Annotated in this window: 14 protein-coding genes; 3 read left to right on the top strand and 11 right to left on the bottom strand. The window is 62.3% G+C overall.

The window, feature by feature from the left end:
* Positions 1 to 10: 10 nt before the first annotated feature.
* The 3 genes from tal to galU form a co-directional block, all read right to left on the bottom strand.
* Positions 11 to 937 carry a transaldolase gene (tal, locus tag U9R80_RS18885; RefSeq protein WP_301841613.1) on the bottom strand — a complete coding sequence of 309 codons (927 nt, stop codon included), beginning with the start codon at positions 935 to 937 and terminating at the stop codon, positions 11 to 13.
* A gap of 125 nt (positions 938 to 1,062) precedes the next feature.
* A complete protein-coding gene (gene dusA / locus U9R80_RS18880; RefSeq protein ID WP_301841611.1) occupies positions 1,063 to 2,046 on the bottom strand; it encodes a tRNA dihydrouridine(20/20a) synthase DusA in 984 nt (327 codons plus the stop codon).
* A gap of 206 nt (positions 2,047 to 2,252) precedes the next feature.
* Positions 2,253 to 3,092, bottom strand: a complete 840-nt coding sequence (gene galU / locus U9R80_RS18875; protein ID WP_324803580.1) for a UTP--glucose-1-phosphate uridylyltransferase GalU — start codon at positions 3,090 to 3,092, stop codon at positions 2,253 to 2,255.
* Between the two features lie 1,141 nt (positions 3,093 to 4,233).
* Between galU and U9R80_RS18870 the strand changes: the two genes are divergently transcribed.
* A complete protein-coding gene (locus U9R80_RS18870) occupies positions 4,234 to 11,757 on the top strand; it encodes a type I polyketide synthase (RefSeq protein ID WP_301841759.1) in 7,524 nt (2,507 codons plus the stop codon).
* A 7-nt stretch (positions 11,758 to 11,764) separates the two neighbouring features.
* Entirely contained in the window at positions 11,765 to 13,117 is a 1,353-nt protein-coding gene (locus U9R80_RS18865) for an aminotransferase class I/II-fold pyridoxal phosphate-dependent enzyme (protein WP_301841760.1), read from the top strand.
* 55 nt (positions 13,118 to 13,172) lie between these two features.
* Here U9R80_RS18865 and U9R80_RS18860 read toward each other — a convergent pair whose 3' ends face one another.
* The 8 genes from U9R80_RS18860 to U9R80_RS18825 form a co-directional block, all read right to left on the bottom strand.
* Complete coding sequence (locus tag U9R80_RS18860; RefSeq protein WP_301841761.1) at positions 13,173 to 14,216, bottom strand: phytanoyl-CoA dioxygenase family protein; 1,044 nt, start codon at positions 14,214 to 14,216, stop codon at positions 13,173 to 13,175.
* A gap of 11 nt (positions 14,217 to 14,227) precedes the next feature.
* Positions 14,228 to 16,336, bottom strand: a complete 2,109-nt coding sequence (locus U9R80_RS18855; protein WP_301841762.1) for a capsular polysaccharide biosynthesis protein — start codon at positions 16,334 to 16,336, stop codon at positions 14,228 to 14,230.
* Complete coding sequence (locus U9R80_RS18850; protein ID WP_324803576.1) at positions 16,333 to 16,908, bottom strand: GNAT family N-acetyltransferase; 576 nt, start codon at positions 16,906 to 16,908, stop codon at positions 16,333 to 16,335. The genes U9R80_RS18855 and U9R80_RS18850 overlap by 4 nt, the downstream gene beginning before the upstream one ends.
* 6 nt (positions 16,909 to 16,914) lie before the next feature.
* Positions 16,915 to 18,423: an LTA synthase family protein gene (locus tag U9R80_RS18845; protein ID WP_324805243.1), complete on the bottom strand. Its 1,509-nt coding sequence runs from the start codon at positions 18,421 to 18,423 to the stop codon at positions 16,915 to 16,917.
* A 7-nt stretch (positions 18,424 to 18,430) separates the two neighbouring features.
* The gene (locus U9R80_RS18840) at positions 18,431 to 19,207 is read right to left on the bottom strand and encodes an SDR family NAD(P)-dependent oxidoreductase (RefSeq protein WP_301841765.1); all 777 of its coding nucleotides are present in this window, start codon (positions 19,205 to 19,207) and stop codon (positions 18,431 to 18,433) included.
* A complete protein-coding gene (locus tag U9R80_RS18835; RefSeq protein ID WP_324803574.1) occupies positions 19,204 to 20,520 on the bottom strand; it encodes a capsule biosynthesis protein in 1,317 nt (438 codons plus the stop codon). The genes U9R80_RS18840 and U9R80_RS18835 overlap by 4 nt, the downstream gene beginning before the upstream one ends.
* The gene (locus U9R80_RS18830; protein ID WP_301841767.1) at positions 20,460 to 22,481 is read right to left on the bottom strand and encodes a capsular polysaccharide biosynthesis protein; all 2,022 of its coding nucleotides are present in this window, start codon (positions 22,479 to 22,481) and stop codon (positions 20,460 to 20,462) included. Before U9R80_RS18830 ends, U9R80_RS18835 begins: the two co-directional genes overlap by 61 nt.
* 188 nt (positions 22,482 to 22,669) lie before the next feature.
* A complete protein-coding gene (locus tag U9R80_RS18825) occupies positions 22,670 to 23,710 on the bottom strand; it encodes a phosphotransferase (RefSeq protein WP_301841768.1) in 1,041 nt (346 codons plus the stop codon).
* A gap of 235 nt (positions 23,711 to 23,945) precedes the next feature.
* Here U9R80_RS18825 and U9R80_RS18820 point away from each other — a divergent pair, with 235 nt between their 5' ends.
* Positions 23,946 to 24,881: a KpsF/GutQ family sugar-phosphate isomerase gene (locus U9R80_RS18820; RefSeq protein ID WP_301841769.1), complete on the top strand. Its 936-nt coding sequence runs from the start codon at positions 23,946 to 23,948 to the stop codon at positions 24,879 to 24,881.
* The last annotated feature ends 226 nt before the right edge of the window (positions 24,882 to 25,107 follow it).

Below are 25,107 nucleotides of genomic sequence, written 5' to 3'. Positions count from 1 at the left end.
CCGATTTGTATCAGGCTTTTGCAGCCAACAAGGCCTCAAGTTTTTCCTGGTCCCGTGCGAACTGGCGAATCCCCTCGGCCAGCTTCTCGGTGGCCATGGCGTCTTCGTTGGACGCCCAGCGGAACTGCGCCTCGGTCAGGTGCTGGCGTGCTTCACCCTTGTTGCCTGGCTTGAGGATGCGCGGTAGGTCGCCCTGGTCATCGCTGAGCTGTTGCAGCAGTTCAGGGCTGATGGTCAGGCGGTCACAGCCCGCCAATTGCTCGATCTGGCCGATGTTACGGAAGCTCGCCCCCATGACCACGGTGTTGTAACCGTTGGTCTTGTAGTAGTCGTAGATCCGTGTCACTGACTGCACGCCTGGATCTTCGGCGCCGACATACTCCTTGCCGGTAGACTTCTTGTACCAATCGTAGATACGGCCCACGAACGGCGAAATCAGGAATACCCCGGCATCGGCACAGGCTTGCGCCTGGGCGAACGAGAACAGCAGCGTCAGGTTGGTCTGGATGCCTTCCTTCTCCAGCTTCTCGGCGGCACGAATGCCCTCCCAGGTCGAGGCCAGCTTGATCAGCACGCGATCGCGGCCGACACCGGCCTTTTCGTACAGGTCGATCAACTGGCGCGCCTTGGCCAGCAAGGCAGGCTCATCGAAAGACAGCCGGGCATCGACTTCGGTGGAGATACGCCCCGGAATCACCTTGAGAATCCCGGCGCCAATGGCCACGGCAAAGGTGTCACAGGCAAGACCGACATCACCCTTGCCGTGCTCGACCGACTGCTTGAGCAGGTCGGCATAACCGGGCATGGCGGCGGCCTTGAGCAACAGGGAGGGGTTGGTGGTGGCGTCGACCGGCTTAAGACGGCTGATGGCATCAATATCACCAGTGTCGGCAACCACAGTGGTGAACTGCTTGAGTTGTTCCAGCTTGGAGGTCATGGGCGTGCTCTGTCCTGTGCGATTGGGTCGACATTACCCGAGCGCTGCCAGCCGCTCAAGGGCTGGCTGGCAAGCAAGGGCAATGGATAAAGCTTCGAGTCCGCAAGCCGGCACAGGTTCCGGAGTCAGCGCCCCTGCAACAGCTCGCCGGCCTGATCGAGCAGGGCCAGTGGGTCGTTGGTCTTGTGGATATCCACCGACAGCAACTGACGGAACTTGCGTGCCCCCGGGAAGCCCTGGCCAAGGCCGAGAATGTGCCGGGTCACATGGTGCATGGCGCCGCCCGATGCCAGGTGCGCGGCGATATAGGGGCGCAACTTGGCCAGCGCCTCACTGCGGCTGATCACCGGCGCCTGGCTGCCGAACAACTGCTGGTCCACTTCAGCCAGCACATACGGATTGTGATAAGCCTCGCGCCCCAGCATCACCCCATCGAACGTCTGCAGATGCGCCTGGCACTCGGCCAGCGTCTTGATACCGCCATTGAGCACGATCTCAAGATCAGGGAAATCCGCTTTCAACTGCGCGGCCACGTCATAACGCAGCGGCGGAATCTCACGGTTTTCCTTCGGCGACAACCCTTCAAGGATCGCAATGCGCGCATGCACAGTAAAACTGCGACAGCCCGCGTCACGCACCTGCCCGACGAAATCACACAGCTCGGCATAACTGTCGCGACCGTTGATCCCGATGCGGTGCTTCACCGTCACCGGAATCTGCACTGCATCCTGCATCGCCTTGACGCAATCGCCTACCAACGCCGGATGCCCCATCAGGCAGGCGCCGATCATATTGTTCTGCACCCGGTCACTTGGGCAGCCGACGTTGAGGTTTACCTCGTCATAGCCGGCCTCCTGGGCCAGCTTGGCGCAGGCAGCCAGATCCGCCGGCACGCTGCCGCCCAATTGCAAGGCCAGGGGGTGTTCGGCTTCGTCATGGCGCAAAAAGCGCTCGGCGTCACCGTGGAGCAGGGCGCCGGTGGTGACCATTTCGGTGTAGAGGAGGGCATTGCTGGAGAGCAGGCGCAGGAAGAAGCGGCAGTGGCGGTCGGTCCAATCCATCATCGGCGCCACGCTGAAGCGGCGGGAGGGCTCAGATCGGGTGTTCATTGAGGTTGAAGCGGATTCTGGAGGCATTTTCTACGACGCGGTTTGTACCATTTTCGGGGTGTTTTCGGGCGTTTCCAGAGGGGTGGCCGAGACGCCGCCCAGATCCGCATCAAAAACATAAGGGTCACAGTTTACCAAGAGTGCAAGGCATTCGCGCTGCATAAAAAAGCCACCCGAAGGTGGCTTTCTTACACAGCACCGAGCACTCAGTAAGCTTTGCCGGTCTTGTAGAAGTTCTCGAAGCAGAAATTAGTGGCGTCGATGTAGCCTTCAGCACCACCGCAGTCAAAACGCTTGCCCTTGAACTTGTAGGCAATTACGCAACCGTTCTGCGCCTGCTTCATCAGGGCGTCGGTGATCTGGATCTCGCCGCCTTTGCCTGGCTCGGTTTCTTCGATCAGCTTGAAGATGTCCGGGGTCAGGATGTAGCGGCCGATGATGGCCAGGTTCGACGGCGCGTCTTCAGGGGCCGGCTTCTCGACCATGCTGTTCACGCGGTAGATGTCGTCACGGATCATCTCGCCGGAGATCACGCCGTACTTGTTGGTTTCCTGCGGATCGACTTCCTGGATGGCGACGATCGAGCAGCGGAACTGGTTGTACAGCTTGACCATCTGCTGCAGTACACCGTCACCTTCGAGGTTGACGCACAGGTCGTCAGCCAGCACGACCGCGAACGGCTCGTCGCCGATCAGCGGGCGGCCAGTCAGGATGGCGTGGCCCAGGCCTTTCATTTCGGTCTGGCGGGTGTAGGAGAACGAGCACTCGTCGAGCAGGCGACGGATACCGACCAGGTACTTCTCTTTGTCGGTGCCCTTGATCTGGTTTTCCAGCTCGTAGCTGATGTCGAAGTGGTCTTCCAGGGCGCGCTTGCCGCGGCCGGTAACGATGGAAATCTCGTTCAATCCAGCTTCCAGCGCTTCTTCAACGCCGTATTGGATCAGTGGCTTGTTCACCACCGGCAGCATTTCCTTGGGCATGGCTTTGGTGGCAGGCAAAAAACGAGTGCCGTAGCCAGCTGCGGGAAACAGGCATTTCTTGATCATGAGGTTCCTTGGTATGAGTGCGTCCATTTTGCCGCGCAGTCTAAAGCAAGTGGAAACAAACCCACAATGCTGGATGTCCAGTAAGTGCTTGAATAAAAACAACTTCAAGCTTGCTGAATAGAGGTGGCATATCTTATTGCGGGTGGAATCTTTCAGGTCCGCGAAACGATCCTGTTACGTCATGAATTTCCATGTATCCATCAATCAACTTCGCCTCCTTCTTCGCATGACTGGCTCCCAGACAGGTCATGCCCTGGACCCTTGAGAACATGCAGCGTTGAACAGGGCAACAGCAGCACTTGATATTCATCCACCCCAACCGGGCTGACAGGGTCATTATCACCCGGTAGCCGTAGCACCGGCATACGAAGTTCCACCAACCGCCCACTCAAATCGCTTTGGTCACCCAGAAATCAGTGCGGTGCCTGCGAATACTCAACAGTAAACTCAGGTCGCCAGTCAGATACGCCAAATGAAGGCATATACACCCCGCTCGAAGTAACGCTCAGCACCAGGTGGGTGATTCGCTCAGGCCACTCCAGCGCAGCACATACGTGCGCAACAAGCCCCGGTGGCTGGTCGATCTGGGAAAGCAGGCGTGCTACGAGGTAATCCATGTAATTGACTGCGGGTTCAGGTGGGGATCGAACTCCGGCTAGCCCATATGAAGCTGATATGCCGTAGTGAGGAATTTGGCTGTGCGGGGCACCAATGTCGGTATTGCCGGGGGCGTCTGGAAGGAAGATGAGTTTTGAAAGCTGGGTTGTCACAACGACCTCTTGGGTGCTTTAACCGCCTGATCGAAGGGGGAAAAAGGCTGCGAGCGAGGCCGAATGTTAGTTCAGTCGTACGACAAATTCTCACTCACGTGAACCACATCGAACATTTTCCCGCCACCCGCCGCTTTGGGTTTTCCCTGACCCTCCAGACCGCGTATCATTCCCACAGTATTTCTGAAGATTTCCTACGCGATGCGTGTAGGCCATTCGCCTTGCACCTTTCCTGTGTGCAGCAAGGCAACCTCCAGATAAAAAGATGATCCGCAGGTGACGTTTAACGACTTGCCAAATGAATATTGGCCTGGCACGCCGGCTGTCCGATGGATGGGATGGTGCCCGGAAGAGTTTTAAAGGAATGGGTTTTGACAAAGCGTAGACAGGTAGCAATTGTTGGTTGTTCTTTCCGTTTTCCCGGCTCTACCACGAGCAGCTTCTGGCAGAACTTGATGGCCGGGAGGGATCTGGTTACTCAGGTCGACACCTCCCGCTGGGATCACGCCGAGTTCCTGCACCCGGACAAAGCCAACCCGGCTACCAGTTACACTTTCGCGGCCGGCACCCTGGGCGATGTCAGTGCATTCGATGCGGGTTTCTTTAACATCTCGCCGCGCGAAGCGGCAGTAATGGACCCGCAGCAACGCATGTTGCTGGAAATGTGCTGGGAAACTTTCGAGAACGCCGGCGTCAAGCCGTCCAGCCTGCGCGGCAGCAACTGTGGTGTGTACCTGGGGATCGCCGCGGTGGAGCAGGCGTATCGCCTGGTGGAAGACATGGCCTCGATCGACGCCGCCACCGCCACCGGCAACACCATGAGCATCGCCGCCAACCGCCTGTCATTCTTCTACGACCTGCGCGGCCCGAGCATGGCCATCGATACCGCCTGTTCGTCTTCGCTGGTGGCTTTTCACCAGGCCTGCCAGGCCATCCTCAGCGGTGACATCGACCAGGCCGTGACCGGTGGCATCAGCCTGCACATGCACCCGTTCGGTTTCATGATTTTCGCCAAGGCCTCGATGCTGTCGCGCACCGGGCGTTGCCACTCCTTCGATGAGAGCGGCGACGGTTATGCGCGCTCCGAGGGCGGTGGTCTGTTCCTGCTCAAGGACTACGACCAGGCTGTGGCCGACGGCAACCCGATCCTGGCGGTGGTCGCCGCCAGTGCGGTCAATACCGATGGCCGCAAGTCGAGCCTGACCCTGCCCAATGCCGATGCCCAGGCAGCGTTGCTCAAGCGCGCCTATGCCAAGGCCGGTATTGACCCTTCGCAGCTTGATTACCTGGAAGCGCATGGCACGGGTACGGCAGTAGGCGACCCGGTCGAGACCCGCGCCATCGGTGAGGCCCTGGGCCAGGCCCGTGGGGCTGGCAATCCGCTGCCGATCGGCTCGGTCAAGAGCAACCTGGGTCACCTGGAAGCAGCCTCCGGCGTTGCCGGCCTGATGAAGGCGCTCAACTGCCTGATCGAGCGCAAAGTGCCGGCCACCATCGGCGTTGAAGAACTCAACCCGAACATCGCGTTTGCCGACCTCAACCTCAAGGTCGTGACCGAAACCCACGCACTCAAGCCAGAAGGGCAACTGACCGTCGGGGTCAACTCCTTCGGCTTCGGTGGCGCCAACGCCCACGTCATTTTGCAAAGCCCTGAGCCGCTGCCGGCGTCTGCCGCACCGACCCAGGCGCGTCGCGTGCCATTGATGCTCAGCGCCAAGGATGCCGATGGCCTGCGCGCCACGGCCGAGCGTTTTGCCAACTACCTGGCCGCGCACCCTGAGGCCAATTATTACGACGTGGCCTACCAGGCCATGTTCCGTCGCGACGTCCACTCGCATCGCTTGCTGCTGGTCAGCGCCGATCCGGCCGAAGCCGCCCAGGCGCTGGCGGACTACGCCGACGACCCGAGCCTCAGCGAGCTGAGTTCGGTGCTGGAAGCGGGCCAGGCGCTGGACAAGGTCCAGGGGCCGGTCTTCGTCTACTCCGGCAACGGTTCGCAGTGGCAGGGCATGGGCAGCGCGATGCTTGGCAACCCGCTGTTCGAGGCTGCCGTCGCTGAAGTCGATGCCATTTTCCAGCCACTGGCGGGCTATTCGCTGCGCGCCGAGCTGCTGGGTGAAAACGGTGAAGATCGCTATGTGCGCACCGAGATCGCCCAGCCTGCGCTGTTCGCCCTGCAAGTGGCGGTCACCCGTGTACTGGCAGCCCAGGGCTTCCACCCGGCGGCAGTGATTGGCCACAGCGTGGGTGAAGTGGCCGCTGCCTGGGCCTGTGGTGCCTTGACGCTGGAAGACGCGACTCAAGTGATCTTCCACCGTAGCCGCCTGCAGGGCCTGACCCGCGGCAGCGGCCAGATGAGCGCCGTGGGCCTGTCGGGCGAAGACACCGCAGCCGTGCTGGTGGAGCTGGGCCTGGATAGCCAGTTGGTGATCGCGGGCGAAAACAGTGCCCGTGGGGCCACTGTCGCCGGTAGCGTCGAGGCGTTGAGCGTGCTTGAAGAAGCGCTCACCGAGCGTCAGGTATTCGTCCGCCGCCTGGGCCTGGACTATGCCTTCCACTCGCCGGCGATGAACCCGATCGAGCGACAGGTCATTGCCGACCTTGCACACATTCGGCCGCGCAGCGGCGATATCCCATTCTACTCGACTGTCGTAGGCGGCGAGCTGGACGGCCAGCGCCTGGACAGCCGTTACTGGTGGCAGAACATCCGCTTCCCGGTGCTGTTCCAGGGCGCGATGGACGCTTTGGTGGGGCAGGGCTTCAACCTCTACGTTGAAGTCGGTCCGCACCCGATCCTGCGCGCCTACGTCACCGACGCCCTGAATGCGCGCGAGTTGCCAGGCCAGGTGATCGGCACCTTGCTGCGCAAGGACAACAGCCCGGCGTTGCTGGAGCGTTGCATGGCCAAGCTGCTGATTGCGGGCGGCGAGCCAGACTGGCAGCCGCACTTCCCGGTAGCAGGCAACAACGTGCGCCTGCCGAACTACGCCTGGCAGCGTGACAGCTTCCAGTTGCCGGTCAGCGCCGAATCCTTTGGTGTACTGCAGCGCGAGCGTGTGCACCCGCTGCTGGGTTACCCGCTGGCCGACCGTGCCCTGACCTGGGAAAACCGTCTGGACACCCAGCTGTTCCCGACCCTGGGCGATCACAAGGTGGGTGAGTCGGTGCTGTTCCCCGGCGCCGGTTTCACCGAGCTGGCATTGGCGGTGGCGTTGCTGCACCAGCCGGGTGAGTTCGTCGATATCGAAGAGCTGGAGATTCATAACCCGTTGCTGCTCGGCAGCGAAGGCAGCAAGAAAATCCGCGTCAACGTCGAAGAGGCAGACGGCACCCTGCGCGTCACCTCGCGCACTTTGGCCCAGCGCGAAGAGTGGGTGCAGCATGTCGTGGCACGCTTGCCGGGTGAAGCCCGTGGCGTGCTACTTGGTGGCCGTGCGCCGGCGCTGCCGCAGCGCCCGGCGGACTTCACCGGCGAGCAGCACCTGGCGCTGACCTGCGCGGTTGGCCTGAACTACGGCCCGGCCTACCAGGCGGTTTCCGCCGTCTGGGTGGAGCCTGCGCGGGTGCTGGCGCAACTGAGCGTGCCTGAGGCCATCGCCGACGAATTGGCCTCGCTGCACCTGCACCCGGCCTTGCTCGACGGTGCTTTCCAGTTGATCACCGAACTGCTGGTCAGCCAGCCGGGCAGCAACAAGGGCCTGGCGTTCATTCCGGTCAAGTTTGGCCGTATCGCTTTTGCCAAGGCCGGCGGTGTGCCGTGCCTGGCCGAAGTCGTGCAACTCAAGCGCACCGAGCATTCGTTGCTGGTGGATTTCACCCTGTTCGATGCAGCCGGCAATGCCGTGCTGTTTATCAAGGACGCGCGCTTCCGCGGCGTGCGCCTGCAGCGCGACCGCTCGGGCGATATCAAACACCTGGCTCATGTCGGTGTGGCTGCGCCTGGCCAGGTGGTTCCGCTGGTGCGTGAGGCCCAGGCCGGCACGCCGTTGGTAGCTCATCTGCAAGGGTTGGGTGACGAAGCTGTGCAGGCGCGTTACCTCAATGAAGTCGAGCCCTTGCTCGAAGCCCTGTGTTCCAGTTTTGTTCTCGACCTGATCGAGCAGGCAGGCGGCCAGTTGAGCGCCGAGCAGGTTGCCCTGTGGTCACAGCACGAAGGCGTGCCGGGCGATTACCTGGCGACCTTGCTGCGCCACGGCCAGGACGACGGCAGCCTTGGCTGTGATGCCGATGGCAACTGGAAAGTCGTCGAAGCGGGCGAGCGTCCTGCCTCCGAGGAAATCTGGCAGGAGCTGTTCAAGAGCTATCCGGAACACTTCCAGATCATTCATTCGGTCGGCCGCATCGGTCGCCACTTGCTGGCCTTGCTGGACGGTCGCCAGACCCTCGAGCAGCTGCTGCCGCGAGAAACCAGCGGGGCCAACCTGGCACGCCTGGTACTGGGTGCAGCGGGTCAGCAACGCCTGCTTGCCGGGGTACGCGAAACCCTGGCCCAACGGCTTGCCGCCTTGCCGGCCGGGCAGCGCCTGCGGGTGCTGGAGCTTGGTTTTGGCGGTCAGTCCTTTATCGAGTCGCTGTACGCCGGTATCGACTTCGATCGCGTCGACTACAGCTACTGCGTGCAGGAGCCGGAGTTGGCGCAGATGCTGCGCGACGATTGCCCGGCACTGGACATTGTCGGTTTTGATCAGTTGGCGGACGCCGGTCAGTACGACTGGGTGTTGGTACCGACGGATCTGGCCGCCCTGGACAGCATCGGCGAAGCCCTGCGTCAGGCCGCCAACGCGCTTAATGCTCATGGGCAGCTGGCGCTGCTGGCGCAGTACCCGGCGCGTTGGGCTGACTTTGTATTCGGTGCTCAGGCCGATTGGTGGCTGGCAGGCCCGCAGCAGGCGTTGTCGCGTCAGCAGCGCCCGTCGTTCTGGCTGCATGAATTGCAGCGTCATGGCCTGACCCTGACCCACACCCTCGAAGCCTTGCCGGGCAACGCCTGTGGCAGTTACCTGTTGCTGGCGGAAAAACCGCTGGGTGGCCATGCGCCGACAGTCGAAACACCGGTGCAACGCTGGGCCCTGGTGGCCGAGGCCGGGCAGGGCGCTGCCGAGCAGTTGGCCCAGGCCCTGCGCGAGCAAGGCCAGCAGGTCAGCCTGCTGCTGCCCGGCAATGCCCAGGCGCTGGCGCAACAGCTGGCTGCGCTGGACCAGGCACCGGAGCAGCTCCTGCACCTGGTCGGCTTCGATGCCAACCAGGGCCTCGATGGCCAGGGCCTGCGCTGCATGCAGGCGGCTGCACTGGTGCAGGCGTGCGAGTCGCTTGGTATGGCGCCGCAATGCTGGCTGTTGACCCGTGGAGCTGCGGCTCACCTGTACGCCGGTGACAGTGCCGAGAACGTCGACGCCATTGCCGATGCCGCCTTCTGGGGCTTTGGCCGCACCTTGGCGAACGAGTCGGTCAGTTGCAAGGTTCGCCTGCTCGACCTGGCCTTCAATGCACCGGTCGACAGCCTGCTGCCCGCACTGCTGCACGCCGATGCCGAAACCGAGTTGGCCATCACCGCCGATGGCCAGCGCTATGTGCCGCGCTTGCGCGTGCTGGACGATCAGGCTCGGGTGGTGGGCGATGCCGACAAGCGCATCAGCCTGGGCTTCGACCTGCCCGGCCAGTTGCGCAACTTGCGCTGGGAAGTGCGCGAGCCGCGCCTGCCTGCGCCGGACGAGCTGGACATTGCCGTACGTGCCACCGGCCTGAACTTCCGCGACGTGATGTTCGCCCTTGGCTTGCTGTCGGATGAAGCCATCGAGAACGGCTTCTCCGGGCCGACCCTGGGCTTTGAATTCTCCGGCGTGGTCCAGGGCAAAGGCGCCGATGTGCTGGGCGATTTCGCCCCGGGCGACCGTGTGGTGGGCTTCGGGCCGTGCAGTTTTGCCAACCGCCTGGTGACCAACGCCAACGCCGTGGCGCGTATTCCGGACGGCATGTCGTTCGAGGCGGCGGCGACCATTCCAAGTACGTTCTTCACCGTCTACTACGCCCTGCATTACCTGGCACGCCTGGAGCCGGGCGAGAAGGTACTGATCCACGGCGCCGCGGGCGGCGTGGGCATCGCTGCGATCCAGATCGCCAAGTGGTGCGGCGCGCAGATCTATGCCACCGCCGGCAGCGACGAAAAGCGCGACTTCCTGCGCCTGCTCGGTGTCGACAAGGTGTTCGACTCGCGCTCTCTGGCCTATGCCGACGAAGTGCTGGCAATGACCGGCGGGCGTGGCGTCGATGTGGTGCTCAACTCCCTGGCGGGCGAAGCGATCAACCGCAACCTGCGGGTGCTCAAGCCGTTTGGCCGGTTCCTGGAGCTGGGCAAGCGCGACTTCTACCAGAACACCCGCATCGGCCTGCGTCCGTTCCGCAACAACATCAGCTACTTCGGCATCGATGCCGACCAGTTGATGAGCGAGCGCCCGGACCTGACCCGGCGCCTGTTCGCGCAGATGATGGCGCTGTTCGAGCAAGGCATCCTGCACCCATTGCCGTTCCGCGAGTTCGACGCCAACCAGGTGGTCGAGGCCTTCCGCTACATGCAGCAGGCCCGGCAGATCGGCAAGATCGTGGTCACCTATGGCAACCCGATCGAGCAGTTGGTGGAAACCCGTCAGCAGCCGGTACAGCACCTGCAACTCAGTGGCGATGCCACCTACCTGGTCACTGGTGGTGTGGGCGGCTTTGGCCTGCGCACGGCGCAGTGGCTGGTGGACAAAGGCGCGCGGCACCTGGTGTTGCTCGGCCGCCGTGGCCCGGCCAGTGTCGAGGTCCAGCCAAGCCTGGCCGCATGGCAGGCCCAGGGCATTGATGTGCAGGCGCTGGCCTGTGACATCACCGATGCGCAGCAGCTGCGCGGCGTGTTCGAGCGCATCAATGCAAGCCCGTATCCCTTGCGCGGCCTGGTGCATGCGGCCACGGTGATCGACGACAGCCTGATCCGCAACCTCGAGGCCGAGCAGCTGCAGCGTGTGCTGGAGCCCAAGGCCAAGGGCGCGCAATACCTGCACGAACTGACCCGTGAACTGGCCCTGGACTTCTTCGTGATGTTCTCCTCGGCCACCACCCTGTTTGGCAACCCCGGCCAGGCCAACTATGTGGCCGCCAACCACTGGCTCGAAGCCCTGGCCCGCCATCGTCGCAGCCTGGGGCTGGCGGCTACCGCCGTGCTGTGGGGCGCCATCGACGACGTCGGCTTCCTGGCCCGCAACGAACAGATCAAGGATGCCCTGCAAAGCCGCATGGGCGGAGCAGCACTGCGGGCGGACGTGGCGCTGGCGCACCTGGAGCAGATGCTGCTCAAGGGTGACGACGGCATCGGCGTGCTGGAGCTGGAATGGAAGGCCTTGTCGCGCTTCCTGCCGAGTGCGGCGACGCCGCGCTTTGTCGAACTGGTCCGCGCCCATGGCGGCGAACAGGACGACGACAACGACGCCGAAGACATTCAGCGCATGCTCGCCGAGCTTGACGACGAACAGGTGCTGGAGCGCTTTGTCGAGCTGCTCAAGCACGAAGTCTGCGAAATCCTGCGCTTGCCGGCGGCGCGTCTGGACACCCAGCGCCCGCTGCAGGAACTGGGGCTCGACTCGCTGATGAGTGTCGAGCTGGTCGTCGCACTGGAAGAGCGTTTCGGCATTCGCCTGCCGGTAATGGAGCTCAGCGAAAGCTCCAGCATCGACAAGCTCAGCGTGCGCATTCTCGACTTGCTGCGTGGCGAAGCGGGGGGCAACGAAGCCTCGGCGCCTGCGGCCCTGGCCGAGAACGTGCTGGCGCGTCACGGCAGTGAGCTGAGCCGTGAACAGATCGCTGAACTTAACGCCGAGCTTGCCGATAACACTGCAGTCCCTAACCGTTTGATTGAGTGAAAGTCCGATGACTGCAAAAACGCCCACCGGCCTAGGCGCCGGTATCAAGCAACGGCTGATCCAGCAAGCACTGGAACGCCGTCGCAGCGAGGCGGGCGATACAGCCGGCGGCGCGACCCTGGAGCAAGCACAGCAGGCCGCGCTGAAGGTGCCCGAGGCGTTCTATCGCTTCGACCAGCACCCCGGCTATCAGCAGTTGCGGGTGATGCAGCAGAGCGCTGCACGCCTGGGCCTGGCCAACCCGTTCTTTCGTATGCACGAGGGCACGGCGGGCGCTGAAACCTGCATCGGCAGCCGTGAGTACATCAACTTCGCCAGCTACAACTACCTTGGCTACTCCGGTCACCCGGTGGTGGCCGAGGCGGCCAAGGCAGCGATTGATCGCTACGGCACCTCGGTGTCGGCCAGCCGGCCGGTGTCGGGTGATCGTCCGCTGCACCGTGAGCTGGAGCGTGAGCTGGCGAGCCTCTATGAGGTTGACGATGCGGTGGTGTTTGTCAGTGGCCACGCCACCAACGTCACCACCATCGGCTACCTGTTCGGCCCGCGCGACCTGGTGCTGCATGACGAGCTGATCCACAACAGCGTGCTGCAGGGCATCCAGTTGTCGGGGGCGCGGCGCTTGAGTTTCGCCCATAACGACTGGCAGGCACTGGACCGGATTCTGGCCGAGCAGCGCCCGCATTTCGAGCGGGTGCTGGTGGTGGTCGAAGGCATCTACAGCATGGACGGCGACTACCCGGACCTGCCGCGTTTCGTCGAGCTCAAACGCAAGCACAAAGTCTTTCTGATGGTCGATGAGGCGCACTCACTGGGCGTGATGGGCGCGAACGGCAAAGGCATTCGCGAGCATTTCGGCCTGGCGGGTGATGACGTCGATATCTGGATGGGAACCTTGAGCAAGGCCCTGGCCAGTTGTGGCGGTTACATTGCCGGCAACACGGCGCTGGTGGAGCACCTCAAGTTTCTGGCTCCGGGTTTCCTGTACAGCGTGGGCATGCCGCCTTCGGTGACCGCGTCGGCGCTGGCGGCGCTCAAGTGCATGGCGGGGGATCAGGAGCGGGTGCAAACGATGCAGGCCCGTGGCGAACTGTTCCTGCGCCTGGCCAAAGCGGCGGGGCTGGATACGGCCACCAGCACCGGGCTTGCGGTGATTCCGGTGATTACCGGCAGCTCGTTCAAGGCGGGACGGTTGTCCAGCGCATTGTTCGAGCGCGGGATCAACGCCCAGCCGATCCTTTATCCGGCGGTGCCGGAAAAGGCCGCGCGGGTGCGGTTCTTTGTGTCTTGCGAGCACACCGAGGAGCAGATCATCAGCACCGTGGCCATCGTTGCCGAAGAGATGGCCCGGCTTTCTTGAACGATCGCGGGGCGGCCCGCTCCTACCGTAGGCGCGGGCTTGCCCCGCGAAGCGGTCAGATATACGGCTTTTCGTAAGCGTTGAGCGCTTCGATAAAACGCCAGTGGCTGCGCTTGTCGAACCCCATCAAGCGCTTCAGGCGAATGTCCCAGCGCATGTGATGGTTGGCAATCCACGGCAGGGCGAACAGGTGGGCACCGCGCCATGGAATGAACGGATTACGGCGCAGGCTCGCGTAAATCTCCACCCGGTGGCTCGGCTGCAAGCTCGGGCAGCGGGCATGAAAGCCCGAGGTATCCGCCACCACCAGCGTATTGGCCGGAACCGAGAAGCGCCGTGGCGCTGGCAGGCCGAGTTCGGCCAGTTCATGTTCGTGAACCCGGAACGACCCCTCGCGGTGCATCTGCTCCGGCGAACGGGCCGCATCCAGGCTCTGGCGGTATTCCCAGGCCAGGCGTTCCGGCGTCAGGCGATGAGAACCGGGCACGTAGCTGAACGGCCCCTGGTCATCTTCCACGTCATCCAGGAACAACCACGCCTTGGCAGTGGGATGGAAGGTGTCGGCATGCAGGCGGGTTTGCGGGTCCTTCTCGGCATTGACGCCGTCGATCACGATCGACTGCAGCTGGTACGTGATGCCGCCGGTGTTGGACGACGCATAGGCGATCAAGTCGCGCACGCCGCGGTCGGCCACGAACGCGGCGCTGGCCGGGTTCTTCTCCAGCACATCCTGGTCCAGGCTCACCCGCCGGGTCACGGCCTTGCCCTGGCGCATCTCCCAGCCGGTGCTGCGCAGGTTGCCCAGCTCGGCGCGCAAGGCGGCGAACTGTTCGGCGGGCAAGGCGTTCTCGCGCACGAAAAAGCCCTGCTCCTCAAAATGTGCCAGCTCGCCAGCGTCCAGCCGTGGCGCCAGGGCCCGGCGCCGCATCGCCGCCATGGCCATGGCCAATTGTCGACGCTGCACGTGCAGGCCCAGGGCATTGAGCCGGGCGCTGCCCAGCACAGGGTTGTTCTCGAATGACTTGGCGTGGGTCAGCAGTTGCAGGCAATGCCAGGGCAGTGCCGCATAACGGCCCAGATCCTTCAGTGATGCAGGCATGGTCTAGTCCTTTAGGGGACCTCTGTACGGCCGCAGCCGAGCATGGTCCGGGTGTAATTGAGCAGCGGCTGCAGGCGCGGGTGATGCGCAAGCTGCTGCGGGCGATGGTTCGACAGGCATGTCAGGGCATGCCAGGCATCGCAGGGCAAAGCGTGCTGGGGGTCGGCATAGCGCGCATAGCGCAACAGGGCGCCGGCTACCAACTGGTCCAGGGTGAGGCGCCGGGTGCGGCGCGTGAAGGGCAGGTGGTCGTGGGTAAGACCCCAGCCGGCGTAAAAGGGGGTGCCATAGGTGGCCACGGTCAGGCCGCGCAACAACGCTTCAAACCCTGCGGTGGAGCTGAGGGTATGCACTTCATCGACCTGGTCGTACAGGCTGGCGATATCGACCCCGCACAGTACCTGGTCGGCCAACGCCAGTTGGCTGTGGTCAGGTGTGAAGCCGCGACGTTTGCCGGCCTCCACATCCGGGTGGGGCTTGTACACGATCCAGGCATCCGGAGCGCTGGCCCTTACATGGGCGAGCAGTGACAGATTATCGCGCAGGCCGTCGGTGCAGTAGCGCAGCGAGGCGTCGTCCTCCACCTGCCCGGGCACCAGGATGCGGCGCTGGCCCGGGCGGGCGTGGATCTGATTGTCAGCGGCGTTATTGAGGTTGTACTTGCTCACGCGCCGGGCAACGATCCCTTCGCGCAAGCGGGCCGCTTCCATCAACGTCTCGGCATCGAAGTCCGTGTGTTCCAGCAAGTGTTCCAGATCGCACGGGGCGCTGGTGTCGAAGTGCATGCCGCGGCGGTCGAGCACCAGCGACAGCGCTGGCGCGTTGCGCACGCCCAGGCCATTGGAGCGCAAAAAACCATCTTCGACACGCCATACCGGCACATCAGCGGCGGCGGCACGGGCTTTGAGATCGGCAGGTTCGCGTGCGGCCCAGACCAGCACCTTGCCTTGCCTGGCGGCGACATCGGCTACCAGGGTCGGGCTGTCTTCGGCGAAGCTCAGGCGGCCCCAGCGGCTGCTGAAAAAACGCCGGATGTTGTGCTGCTTATGGCGCTTGATCCCCAGCACGATGATGTCGCCGGCGAACTCCGCGTCTTGTGCTTTCTTGCGCGCCAGTTGCCGGGCCACCGTCAGTGCGTCGGTGAGTTGCCCGGTCAGCGGATCGACGTAACGGCAATAACGCACATAGGCCGCCGCCACCAACTGCACCAGGTCCGGCCGCGCCTGGCGCCGGGGGATCGGCATGCGGTCGTCGGTCAGGCCCCAGCCGGCGTAGAACGGCAGGCCAAAACAGGTCACCGGAACACCCTGGATCAACGCCTCGAGCCCGGCCTGGCTGGTGCCGATGTACACCCGCCGGGCGCGGCGGGCCAGGGATGCCCACGACACCGGGCGGGCCTCCAGGGCAACGCCCCGCGCAGTCGCTGCCGCCAGCAGGCAACTGGGCTTGTGCCCACCCACGCAGTCGGGGTGGATGCGCACGCGCACTTCGGCATCGGGGTTCTCTGCCAGAGCCGCATCAAGCATGCGAACGTAATCCGCCTCGGTCAGGCCGCCGCCGGGGATGGAGTAGTCGCCCGCGGTCTGGTCCACCACCAGCACCAGGGGGCGCTCGCGGCCCAATGGATCAGCCGGGTCCAGATCCGGGGCATTGTTGTACTTGCCGATACCGCTGCTGCGCATCAGCGCAATCAATTGGCGGGCGCTGTCCAGCTCGGCGGGGGTCAGTTCATCTGGCGCCTGGAGGATGTTTTCCAGCAGCGAAGGACGATCGGCGAGGTAGTGGATACCCACCGGGTCGACCACCAGCGACATCGGTGTGTCGCCCTCGACGCCCAGCGAAGATGAGCGCAGGAAGCCGTCTTCAATGGCGATGTAAGGCAACCCCCAGCGCTTGCACAGCACCCGGGCCGGGGCCGAGGAATCCTTGTAGCCGATACCCGCGATAGCCTTCAGGCCTTTGGGGGCTTTTTGCCCGCGCCGCCACAACCAATAGGGTGGGCCTTCAGGGCCGAGAAACTGCGGCAGGTGCAGCACCTTCCAGGCCACCCACTGCGACATCACGCCGACCCAGCCAGGGCCGTCTACCAGCGGTTGCAATGTGATCGTTGGGCCACTCACGAGGCAGGCTCCGCAAGCCGGTGCATACTGCGCACCGGTGGGAAAGGCACCCAGCGCTTGCGCAACAGGTCAAAGCCGTTGTGCAGGTACAGGGCCCGTGCCCGGTCGTTGCTCAGTGGCACTTCGAGAAAAACGTCCTTGAAGCCTTCTGCGCCAGCGTGCGCACAACAGGCCTGCACCAGCGCAGAGCCAATGCCACGGTTACGGGCCGACTTGTTCACGCGCAACCCGTACAGCAGAAACGAGTAGCGCCATTCGCGGTACTCGCTCAAACAGAAGGCGGCGAAGCGGACCCAGCCCTGAACCTTGCCGAACTCCTGGGCGAAGGGCTGCACACGCAGGGCGTAGGGGCCGCGCAGGTGATGCTTGAACGCCACATAGCCCAGCGCCTTGCCTTCTTCCATGGCCAGCAGGACCCGGTCCCAGTTGATGCAGTTGCCGAGCAGGCGTTGGCGACTTTCGGTGTTGCCCAGCAGGAACGCCAGTGAGCCTCGCCCCTGGGTCACCACGCGCTGCAATGCGGGATCAGCGGTCTGCGCCGCTGCAAGGCTGGACCCCAGCACAATCGTCACCACGGTTCAGGCCACGCCTTCGACAGCAACAGGCTTGCGCTTCAGATGAGCGCAATCAACCAGGCGGCTGGACAACGCTTCAACCCGGATGGGGCCGGGATGCGTGCCGGGCTGGTGACGGTTCGACCAGATCAGGTAGTCGGTATCACCGGCGGGTGCGCCAATGGCCTGATAGACATCCGGCAGGATCGGCACGTGGTCGCCAAAGAAGCACAGAAGGGCTTCGCGAGGGTGCCCAAGCAACGTCTCGCGTAGCTTGCCGAGCATGCGGTCGGCGTTGGCGATATGGCGCACATAGGGCGCGAGGTCGTCCATGCCGGCGAGCAGCGGGCGGTTGAACCAGGCAGGCAGTTCGGCGGCCTCGACCTGCTCCAGGTGCAGCGGGCCATGGTTCTCCATGGTGATTGCATGGATGAACAGCGGTTGGGTGCGCGCAGGGTCTTGCAGCAGCTCGCGGATCTTGTCGGCTACGGCGCAATCGCCAATGAACGGGCCGGCTTTCTGCGAGTTGTTGAAGCTGCGCACGTCGATGAATTCATCGAAACCCAGCGCTGGCAGCACCTTGTTGCGGCCGTAGAAACTGCCGTTGTAGGGGTGGATGCACACGGTACGATAGCCCTGGGCCTTGAGGTGCGCAGCAACACTCGGCAAGCCCTGGCGCGCCAGTACCCGGTAGGGATTGAAGCGGTGTACGCCAAGGTGCTCGCTGGCGATGCCGGTCAGGTAGGCGAATTCGGTGCGCACGGTATTGGCGCCCCACGCGGCAACCTGCAACTTGCCACGGGCGAGGGCTTCACCGGCAAGGCGGTCGTACTCGCCCAGCACCTGGGTTTTGACACCGGGCCACAGGTCACGCACATCGAAAAACGATTCGCTCTGCACCGACACCAGGTCGGGCAGGGGCGCGGTGGTAGGGGCTGGAGCCCGGGTGTTGAACGCCGAACCCAGGGCTTCACGGTCAACCGGCGCACGGGCCGCCCAGTAGTAGCGCCACAGGCTTGCAGCCAACCCCCAGCGTTTTACGTCCGCCTCGGCATCGAAGCTCGGCACCTGGCGACGATGGCCAAGTTTCAACAGCAACAAGCCGCCCAGCGCCAGCCAGAACGCCTCGATGTGGCCACCCGTCACGGGCGTCTCGAACGTCAGCCCGGCCCACAGGTAAGCCACGAATCCAACGGCCAGCAGCGCCGCCTTGCCGAAGCCGAAGAACGGCAGGTACAGCCGCGGAAAGCGCACCGCATCGCTGAAGTATTCAAAGTCGGCGCACACAAACGGCTCGCGCAACGAGTGGTACTTGGCGTTGCTGACCATCACGATCAACAGCCACAACAGCAACACGTTCACGCCACTGAACAGCGGGCGCGCGGTCAGGCCATACAGCAGCGCAAGGCAGGCGCACCACAAACCACCGTGCACCAGCCAGCAACTCAACGGGCGGCGCAGGTTGGGGCGGGGGATCAGCAGGCGCTCGACCAGCACGGTCAGCAGCAGGCCGATAACGCCGACCTGCAGGATGGACAACTCAATCACTGTAATTCAGACCACGCAGGATGAACGAAGAAAGACGCTGCGGGATCACACCCAGCAACCAGGTGCCGAGGTTCAGCGGGAACGGAAAACTGATGCGTGCCTGGTCCGCAGCCAGGCCACGCTTGATGCGGCGGGCGGCTTTTTCCGCGGTCCACAGGAACGGCTTGGGGCCGGGCATCTCGAAGCACATTTTCGATTCGACGTAGCCGGGAATAATCACATTGAGCTTCACCCCCTGCGGGGCCAGCCAGTCGCGCATGGCTTCGCCATAGACGCGGATCGCCGCCTTGCTGGCGCTGTAGGTCGGCGTCACCGGCAAACCACGCCAGCCGGCCAGCGAGCTGAACAGGGCAATCTGGCCATGGCCGCGCGAACGCATGGCCGGCAAGGCCGCTTCCACCGTGGCGAGCGCCGCCATCACATTGACCTCGAGCAAGGCGCGGCTTTCATCCCAGCACTCGGCCTCGCCATTGCTGCCCACTGCGGTGTTGAGCCCCGCGCCGACCAGTACCAGGTCAGGCTGTTCGGCGTCACTGACCCGGCGCACCATGGCGCGCAGTGCTTCCAGGTCGCGCACGTCCAGCGCTTCTAGCAACACGCGAGCGCCCAGGGCGCGGCATTCGCTGGCCATCTCTTCCAGACGGTCCTGGCGGCGGCCCTGCAGGATCAAGGTCACGCCTGGCGCGGCATAGGCCGGTGCCAGCGCGCCACCGATGCCGCCGGTAGCGCCGGTGATAAGAATGCAGCGGGGTGAAGACGGGTGTGTCATAGGTAATTTTCGATTCTTGAAGTTTTCGCCATCAACACTTCCAGGCAATTGGTCACGGCCATGTCGATGCCGCAGCGGGTGTAGAAGCCGCCGTTGACTTGCGTGGTGTGGATGACGGTGTTGCGAAAATGTTGGAACAGCGCCATGTCGGGCGCCTCAGGGTGCTGCCAGAAGTCGTCCAGGCTGCCTTGCTGAGTGAGCCCCGGCATGGCGTAGATCGGGTTGGCCAGGGCAAAGGTCGGGCGGCTGTGCAGCAGCGCCGAGGCACCCGCGGTGCTGTTGACGGTGACCATGCCGGCGATATGCGACAGCAGTGTCGGCATGTGCCCGGTGGCGAGGAAGTCGACCCGGTCGCTCACGCCATATTGCTGTGCCAGCGCCTCGGTAATGCGCCTGTAGTTCACCAGGCCTGGGCTCAGCGGATGATCTTTCACCAACAAACGCGCCTTGGTAGGCGCATGGGCGGCGAACGAGGCGATCACATGGTTGATGACCTCGAACATGTTGGCGAAGGGCGAGTGATCCTTGATCTGGGCGTCGCTGTCCAGCTGTAGGGGCAGCAGGAAGGTCGGGCGGTGTTCGCGGGCGACTTCGGCCACCAGCTCATCGGCGCGGCGGCTGGCAAACAACAGGCGAATGCCCTGGCGGATGAAGCCTGCGTACTCAACGGCAGCATTGAAGGGGGCGTGGGTGCGGTACTTGGGGAAGCACACTTTGTTCAGCACGCCACCGCTGTGGTACAGCACGTCGTGGGCGGCCCGTGCGGCAAACGACAGCTTGAACGCATTGCCGTTTTCATAGCGCGAAATGTGCTTGCCGACTTCGCGGTACCAGCCCGGGTCCCGTGGCAGCAGCGAGTTGTTGTTTACGCCATCGCGTTCCAGGGTGATCCAGTACGGGCGGAAATATCCTTCCTCAAACACATGCACACGAATGCCCAGGCGCCGTGCTAGGGCAACCGCGGGGCGATGCACCGGACGGCAGTCGCCGAACAGCACCAGATCGGTGACGTCCAGTTCACGAAAGCGCTCGCTGTAATAAGCTTCCAGCTCATTCGGGTGGGCGGAGCAGGATGTGCGCGAGCCTGCGCTGTACAGCACATCGCCGACATTGAAGCTGATGCTGTTCACATGTTGATCGATTGCCCGCAGCGCCGTGGCCAGCCGATTGAAAAACGGCGAGCTGACGCCCTGTAAAAACAGGAAGCTGTTACGCGGATGAGGCGCTAGAGGGCGAAGCGTTGCTCGCGCCTTCAGCTTCTCAGGCGTTTCAAGCCCAATAAACTGCTCAAGCGCTGAATCAAGTCTTGCCATCTGGATGTTGCTCCGGGCTGCGGTAACGCGTGCCAATGCTGTAGTTCGTAAAGAGTCTGTTCGGCGGTGGTGAAGCGGTTGGTGATGCGACTGACGTAGGTGGGGTAGAGCAGTAGCGTGCCTGCCACCAATTCGTCGAGACTTAGACGTCGTGAACGTCTTGCCTGCACGTCTTCGTGCAGGTCCTGATCGCATGTCAAACCCCAGCCGGCATAGAACGGCTGGCCGTAGGTGGTGACCGGAACGCCACGCAACAAGGCCTCGAAGCCGGATTGCGAGGTCAGCACATGCACCTCGTCTACCGCTTCCAGCAACTGCTGTAGAGGTGTATCGCCGATCACCTCGTCACACCAGTCCACGGTCTGAGCTTCGTCATTGCCGCGGGCGCGGGTGCCGGCTTGAACTTCCGGGTGCGGCTTGTACAGTACCCAGGCGTCAGGGTTGCCCTCGCGCACTGCCCTCAGTAGTTGCAGGTTGCTGCGGATGCGATGGGCGCCGAAGCGGATCGAGGCGTCGCCTTCCACCTGGCCGGTCACCAGAATCACCCGTCGGGCCTGGGATGGCCGCTGCCAGGCTGTGCCTGGCAAGTTGTACTTGGTGATGCCGGCGCGGCAGATGGCCAGGCGCAGGGCTTGTGACCGGCCCAGCAGTTCCGGGTCAAAAGTGTGATGCCGCAGGATGTGTTCGAGGCGCGAGGGGCGCGTAGCGTCGTAATAGATGCCGAGATCATCGACTACCCACGACAGCGGGCGGGCTTTGCCCGCGCCAAGGCCAACCGAGCGCAGAAAGCCATCTTCCACCCGGCTGACTGGATGCGGGTGGGTCGCAAGGGCGTCGTCGTGCTTGCAGCCCCAGGACACCACAGCCAGTGCCGGGGCCGGTGCCTTCTTGGGTTTGACGAAGCGGATGGCCGTGCCGTCGAAAAACAACTTGGTCAGCGGCTCCTTCCAGCGGCTGAACCCCAGCATCTGGACGGCACCCGGTAGCGCGCTGCGATGACGACGTTGCAGGCCAAGCCAACTGATCAGCACTTCCGGGGTACAAGGCTTACCGCGCTCGGGGCAGACATAGCGCGGGTAGAGCACCAGACTGGCATGAATCAATTGTGCAAGACTTGCCGGCAGGCGCCGCGACGGGGGCGGCAGGCGGTCATCCGTCAGGCCCCAGCCTGCGTAGAAGGGCATGCCCCATGTGTGAACGGGCACATTCCACAAGAGTGCATCAAAGCCCAGTTGTGACGTCATGACGTACACGGCACGCATGCGCGGCAGCAACTCGGCGGGATGAACATTGCGCGCCAGAACCCGGATCCGTGGATGGCCTGCCAGCGCCTTCAGGTCAAAGTGGCCCTGTTTGCGGCCGGCAACCACGTCCGGGTGAACCTTGAGCAGGACAGTGCTGGTGGCGTAACGCTCCAGCGCGGCCGCAAGCATTGCCATGAAGTCGCTCGGCCCGGCGCCTTGCAGCGAAACGTCACCGAACGTCTGGTCAGCCAGCAGTATGCAGTCTTCGGGTAGGTCGATTGGCTCGATGCGGGCATCGTTGTACTTGGACACTCGTTGTTGCTGCCACAACTGCTGCAGCGCCAGAGCTCGTTCGGATTCACGAGGGCTCAGGGGCAAGGCGATCAGATGTTCAAGGCGCGAAGGGGCACCGGCATCGTAGTAGATACCCAGATCGTCAACGATCAGCGACAGTGGCGGGTCATCAGTCCCAAGGCCTACAGAGCGCAGAAAGCCGTCTTCGAGCGTGAGGATCGGCTTGCTGGCTTTGCCGGCGATGTCCATCGCCATCAGTGCGCTGGGTTTACGACCCCAGGCCATAACCCGGTCAGCCTGCTCGACGTCGCCCACAGTACCGTTATGCAGCGCGAAATCGGGCAGCAGCGAGGGCAGCGTGGCAATGCGTTGAGCACCTTTGGACAGGATCAACAAACGCGGGCGAGGAGAAGCGTCATCCATAAACGTGGAGCGGAAATCCGTTTGAGTGTGTGGCTGTGCGCGGCAGATCCGATAGATTGTCTGTCGGGGAAATTATGTCGCGCGGATGTTAATACAAATTCACAAACGGATGACGGACATTTCGTACAAATCAATCAGAAATATCCGAAATCTTCATGCTCGCCCAGTGGGTTCCACCCTTGCGTTGCTCAAAGCAGGCTGAGCAAATAGTCGTACTTTTCACGTAGCACCGGCATTCGTTGCTTGGTCTGGTACTCCTCGATGGTTTCCGGGCGCAGGCAGTGGTACAGCGCGGTCAGCAGGAACATATAGTTCAAGTTGCGCAAGGCTTCGTCGCTGTCGAAGCGGTGGGGTAAGGCGGCATGGTAGGCCTCGATGAATTCCTGTTGTGCCGCGAGGAACACTTTCATGTCCTTGCGTCTGAACAAGCTGCCAAGATAGGCGCCGCCATCAAAGCCCACGCGTCCGATCTTGACCTCGCTCCAGTCGATCAACAGCAGCTTGCCCTCGTCGACGAACAGGTTCTTTCGCAGGTAATCCATATGGCTGATACAGCGTGGGCTGCGCCGTGCGGCAGATTCAAGTTTGCTCAGTAGGGGTGTAAAGTCGTTAAATTTCTTCGCCAGGCCGGTAAAGCACTCATCACTCTGGCCCAGCCGCTCCAGTTCGGGTAGGCAACGAGCAAAGTTGAATCGAGGCCGCAGCAGGAACCAGGGGCGGAAGAAATCCATGCTCCAAAACAGCGGCGCCTTATGGAGTGGTTGCTCGCTCAAATAGCGGTGGCTGAGGTTTTCCAGTTCGACGATACCCGATGCCAATTGCCTGGCAATGGCATGCATGCGAGGTGGCTTTCCGCGTACGAACTCGGTAAAAACCAGGCTCTCCCACGGCGTCTCAACAATCCCCAGGCAGGCGGGGTACTGAAAATGCACGCTGCCGGTGAGCATGTCTTGAGCTCGGTAGAATCGTGCTTCCTGGCTGCCGATGAACGCAATTTTGCGAATCGACTTCTCCACCAGTTCCACTTGCTGACCCGTGCAGGGGTCGACGAGTTGATGGTGGCGCACGTAATTCACGAACGAGGCGTTGGACGCCAGGTCCTGGCTAGTGATAGCGAGGGGATGCTCACGCCATTGCGGCAACAATACGTGTAGGTGATGTTCTAGGTGGCCTTGCTGCCAGCGGAAGACAGTTCTGCAACCTTGCAGAGGGTGTAAATCCAGGTTCATGACTTCAACTTAGGCCAGCGCCATATATCTGATTTATAGCAGTTTCGGTAACAATATGCTGCGTCATAGCGCCTTCATGTACAACGAAAATTTTTCGGAAGGGCCCCCAGCTTAGGCCCAGTGGCGAATTTTGGTTTAAATTTGCCCCCTTCTCAGTAAAGGGCCTTTGCTAAATGTTGCATAAACCATAAAATTCGCCACTCGATGCCACGCTGATCAGGGACGAAAGTCACAAATGAATCACCTTGCAATAGCAAAAGAAGCTCTCATCGCTCAAGCGCAGGCAATCACCCAAATGGCTGGCCGTCTGGAAGGTGAGTTTCAGAATGCCGTCGAGCTCATCCTTGGTTGCAAAGGGCGCACTGTCGTGTGCGGTATGGGTAAATCCGGCTTAATCGGGCAAAAGATGGTCGCAACCTTCGCCTCCACTGGAACCCCGAGCTTCTTCCTGCATCCTGCTGAAGCCTTTCATGGCGATTTGGGCATGCTCAAGCCCATCGATGTGCTGATTTTGATTAGCTACAGTGGCGAGACGGAGGAGCTGATAAAGCTGATACCGAGCTTGAAGTCCTTCGGCAACAAGTTCATCGCCATGACGGGTAACGGTCAATCGACTCTGGCCAAGCACGCGGATATCTGGCTGGACATTTCCGTTGAACGTGAAGTTTGTCCTAACAACCTTGCCCCAACGACATCAACCTTGGTCACCATGGCTATGGGAGACGCACTGGCAGTAGCCCTTATCGAGGCCATCCAGTTCAAGCCAATGGACTTTGCTCGCTATCATCCTGGTGGCAGCCTGGGTCGTAAGCTGTTGACCCGTGTCTCCGACGTTATGCATTCTCCGGCACCAGTGGTCAGCCCGGATACTAGCTTTCATGATTGCCTGCTGGTGATGACTCAGAGTCGATTGGGGCTGACTTTGGTTAATGAGAACAACCAGCTTGTTGGTATCGTGACTGACGGTGATCTTCGTCGGGCGCTGCTGGACAACCCAGGGGTGGTTAATCAGAGCGTTTCAGCCTTCATGACTGCTCGCCCTCACACAATTGTCGCCGACGCCCAGCTTTCCGATGCTGAGCTGTATATGCGCCAGAAGAAAATCCGAGCTTTGGCAGTCACTGCGGCAGATAGTGAAGCCGTTGTAGGCGTGGTTGAAATTTTCGACTGACCCTTTGTCTGAAATTCCAGGAGAGGTTTGGCGTAAGCACCCCCGTTCCCTTCCGCCCGCTCCGAGAAATCTCTCGAATGGCCGCGTATCTCAGGCGCGGCATATACCGCTATTGCGTTGTCTAGGTCGACCATAATTTATGGCCAAGTAAAATTAATTTATACCCATCAAGCCTGTGGGCTAGCATTAAGGTTGCCTGCACTGTCCTAAAAATGTCATCCCGTGC

The organism is Pseudomonas sp. JQ170C, assembly GCF_035581345.1.
Taxonomy (GTDB): domain Bacteria; phylum Pseudomonadota; class Gammaproteobacteria; order Pseudomonadales; family Pseudomonadaceae; genus Aquipseudomonas.
Note: the sequence above shows the minus strand (reverse complement) of the source record. Positions and strands in the feature narration are given on the sequence as shown.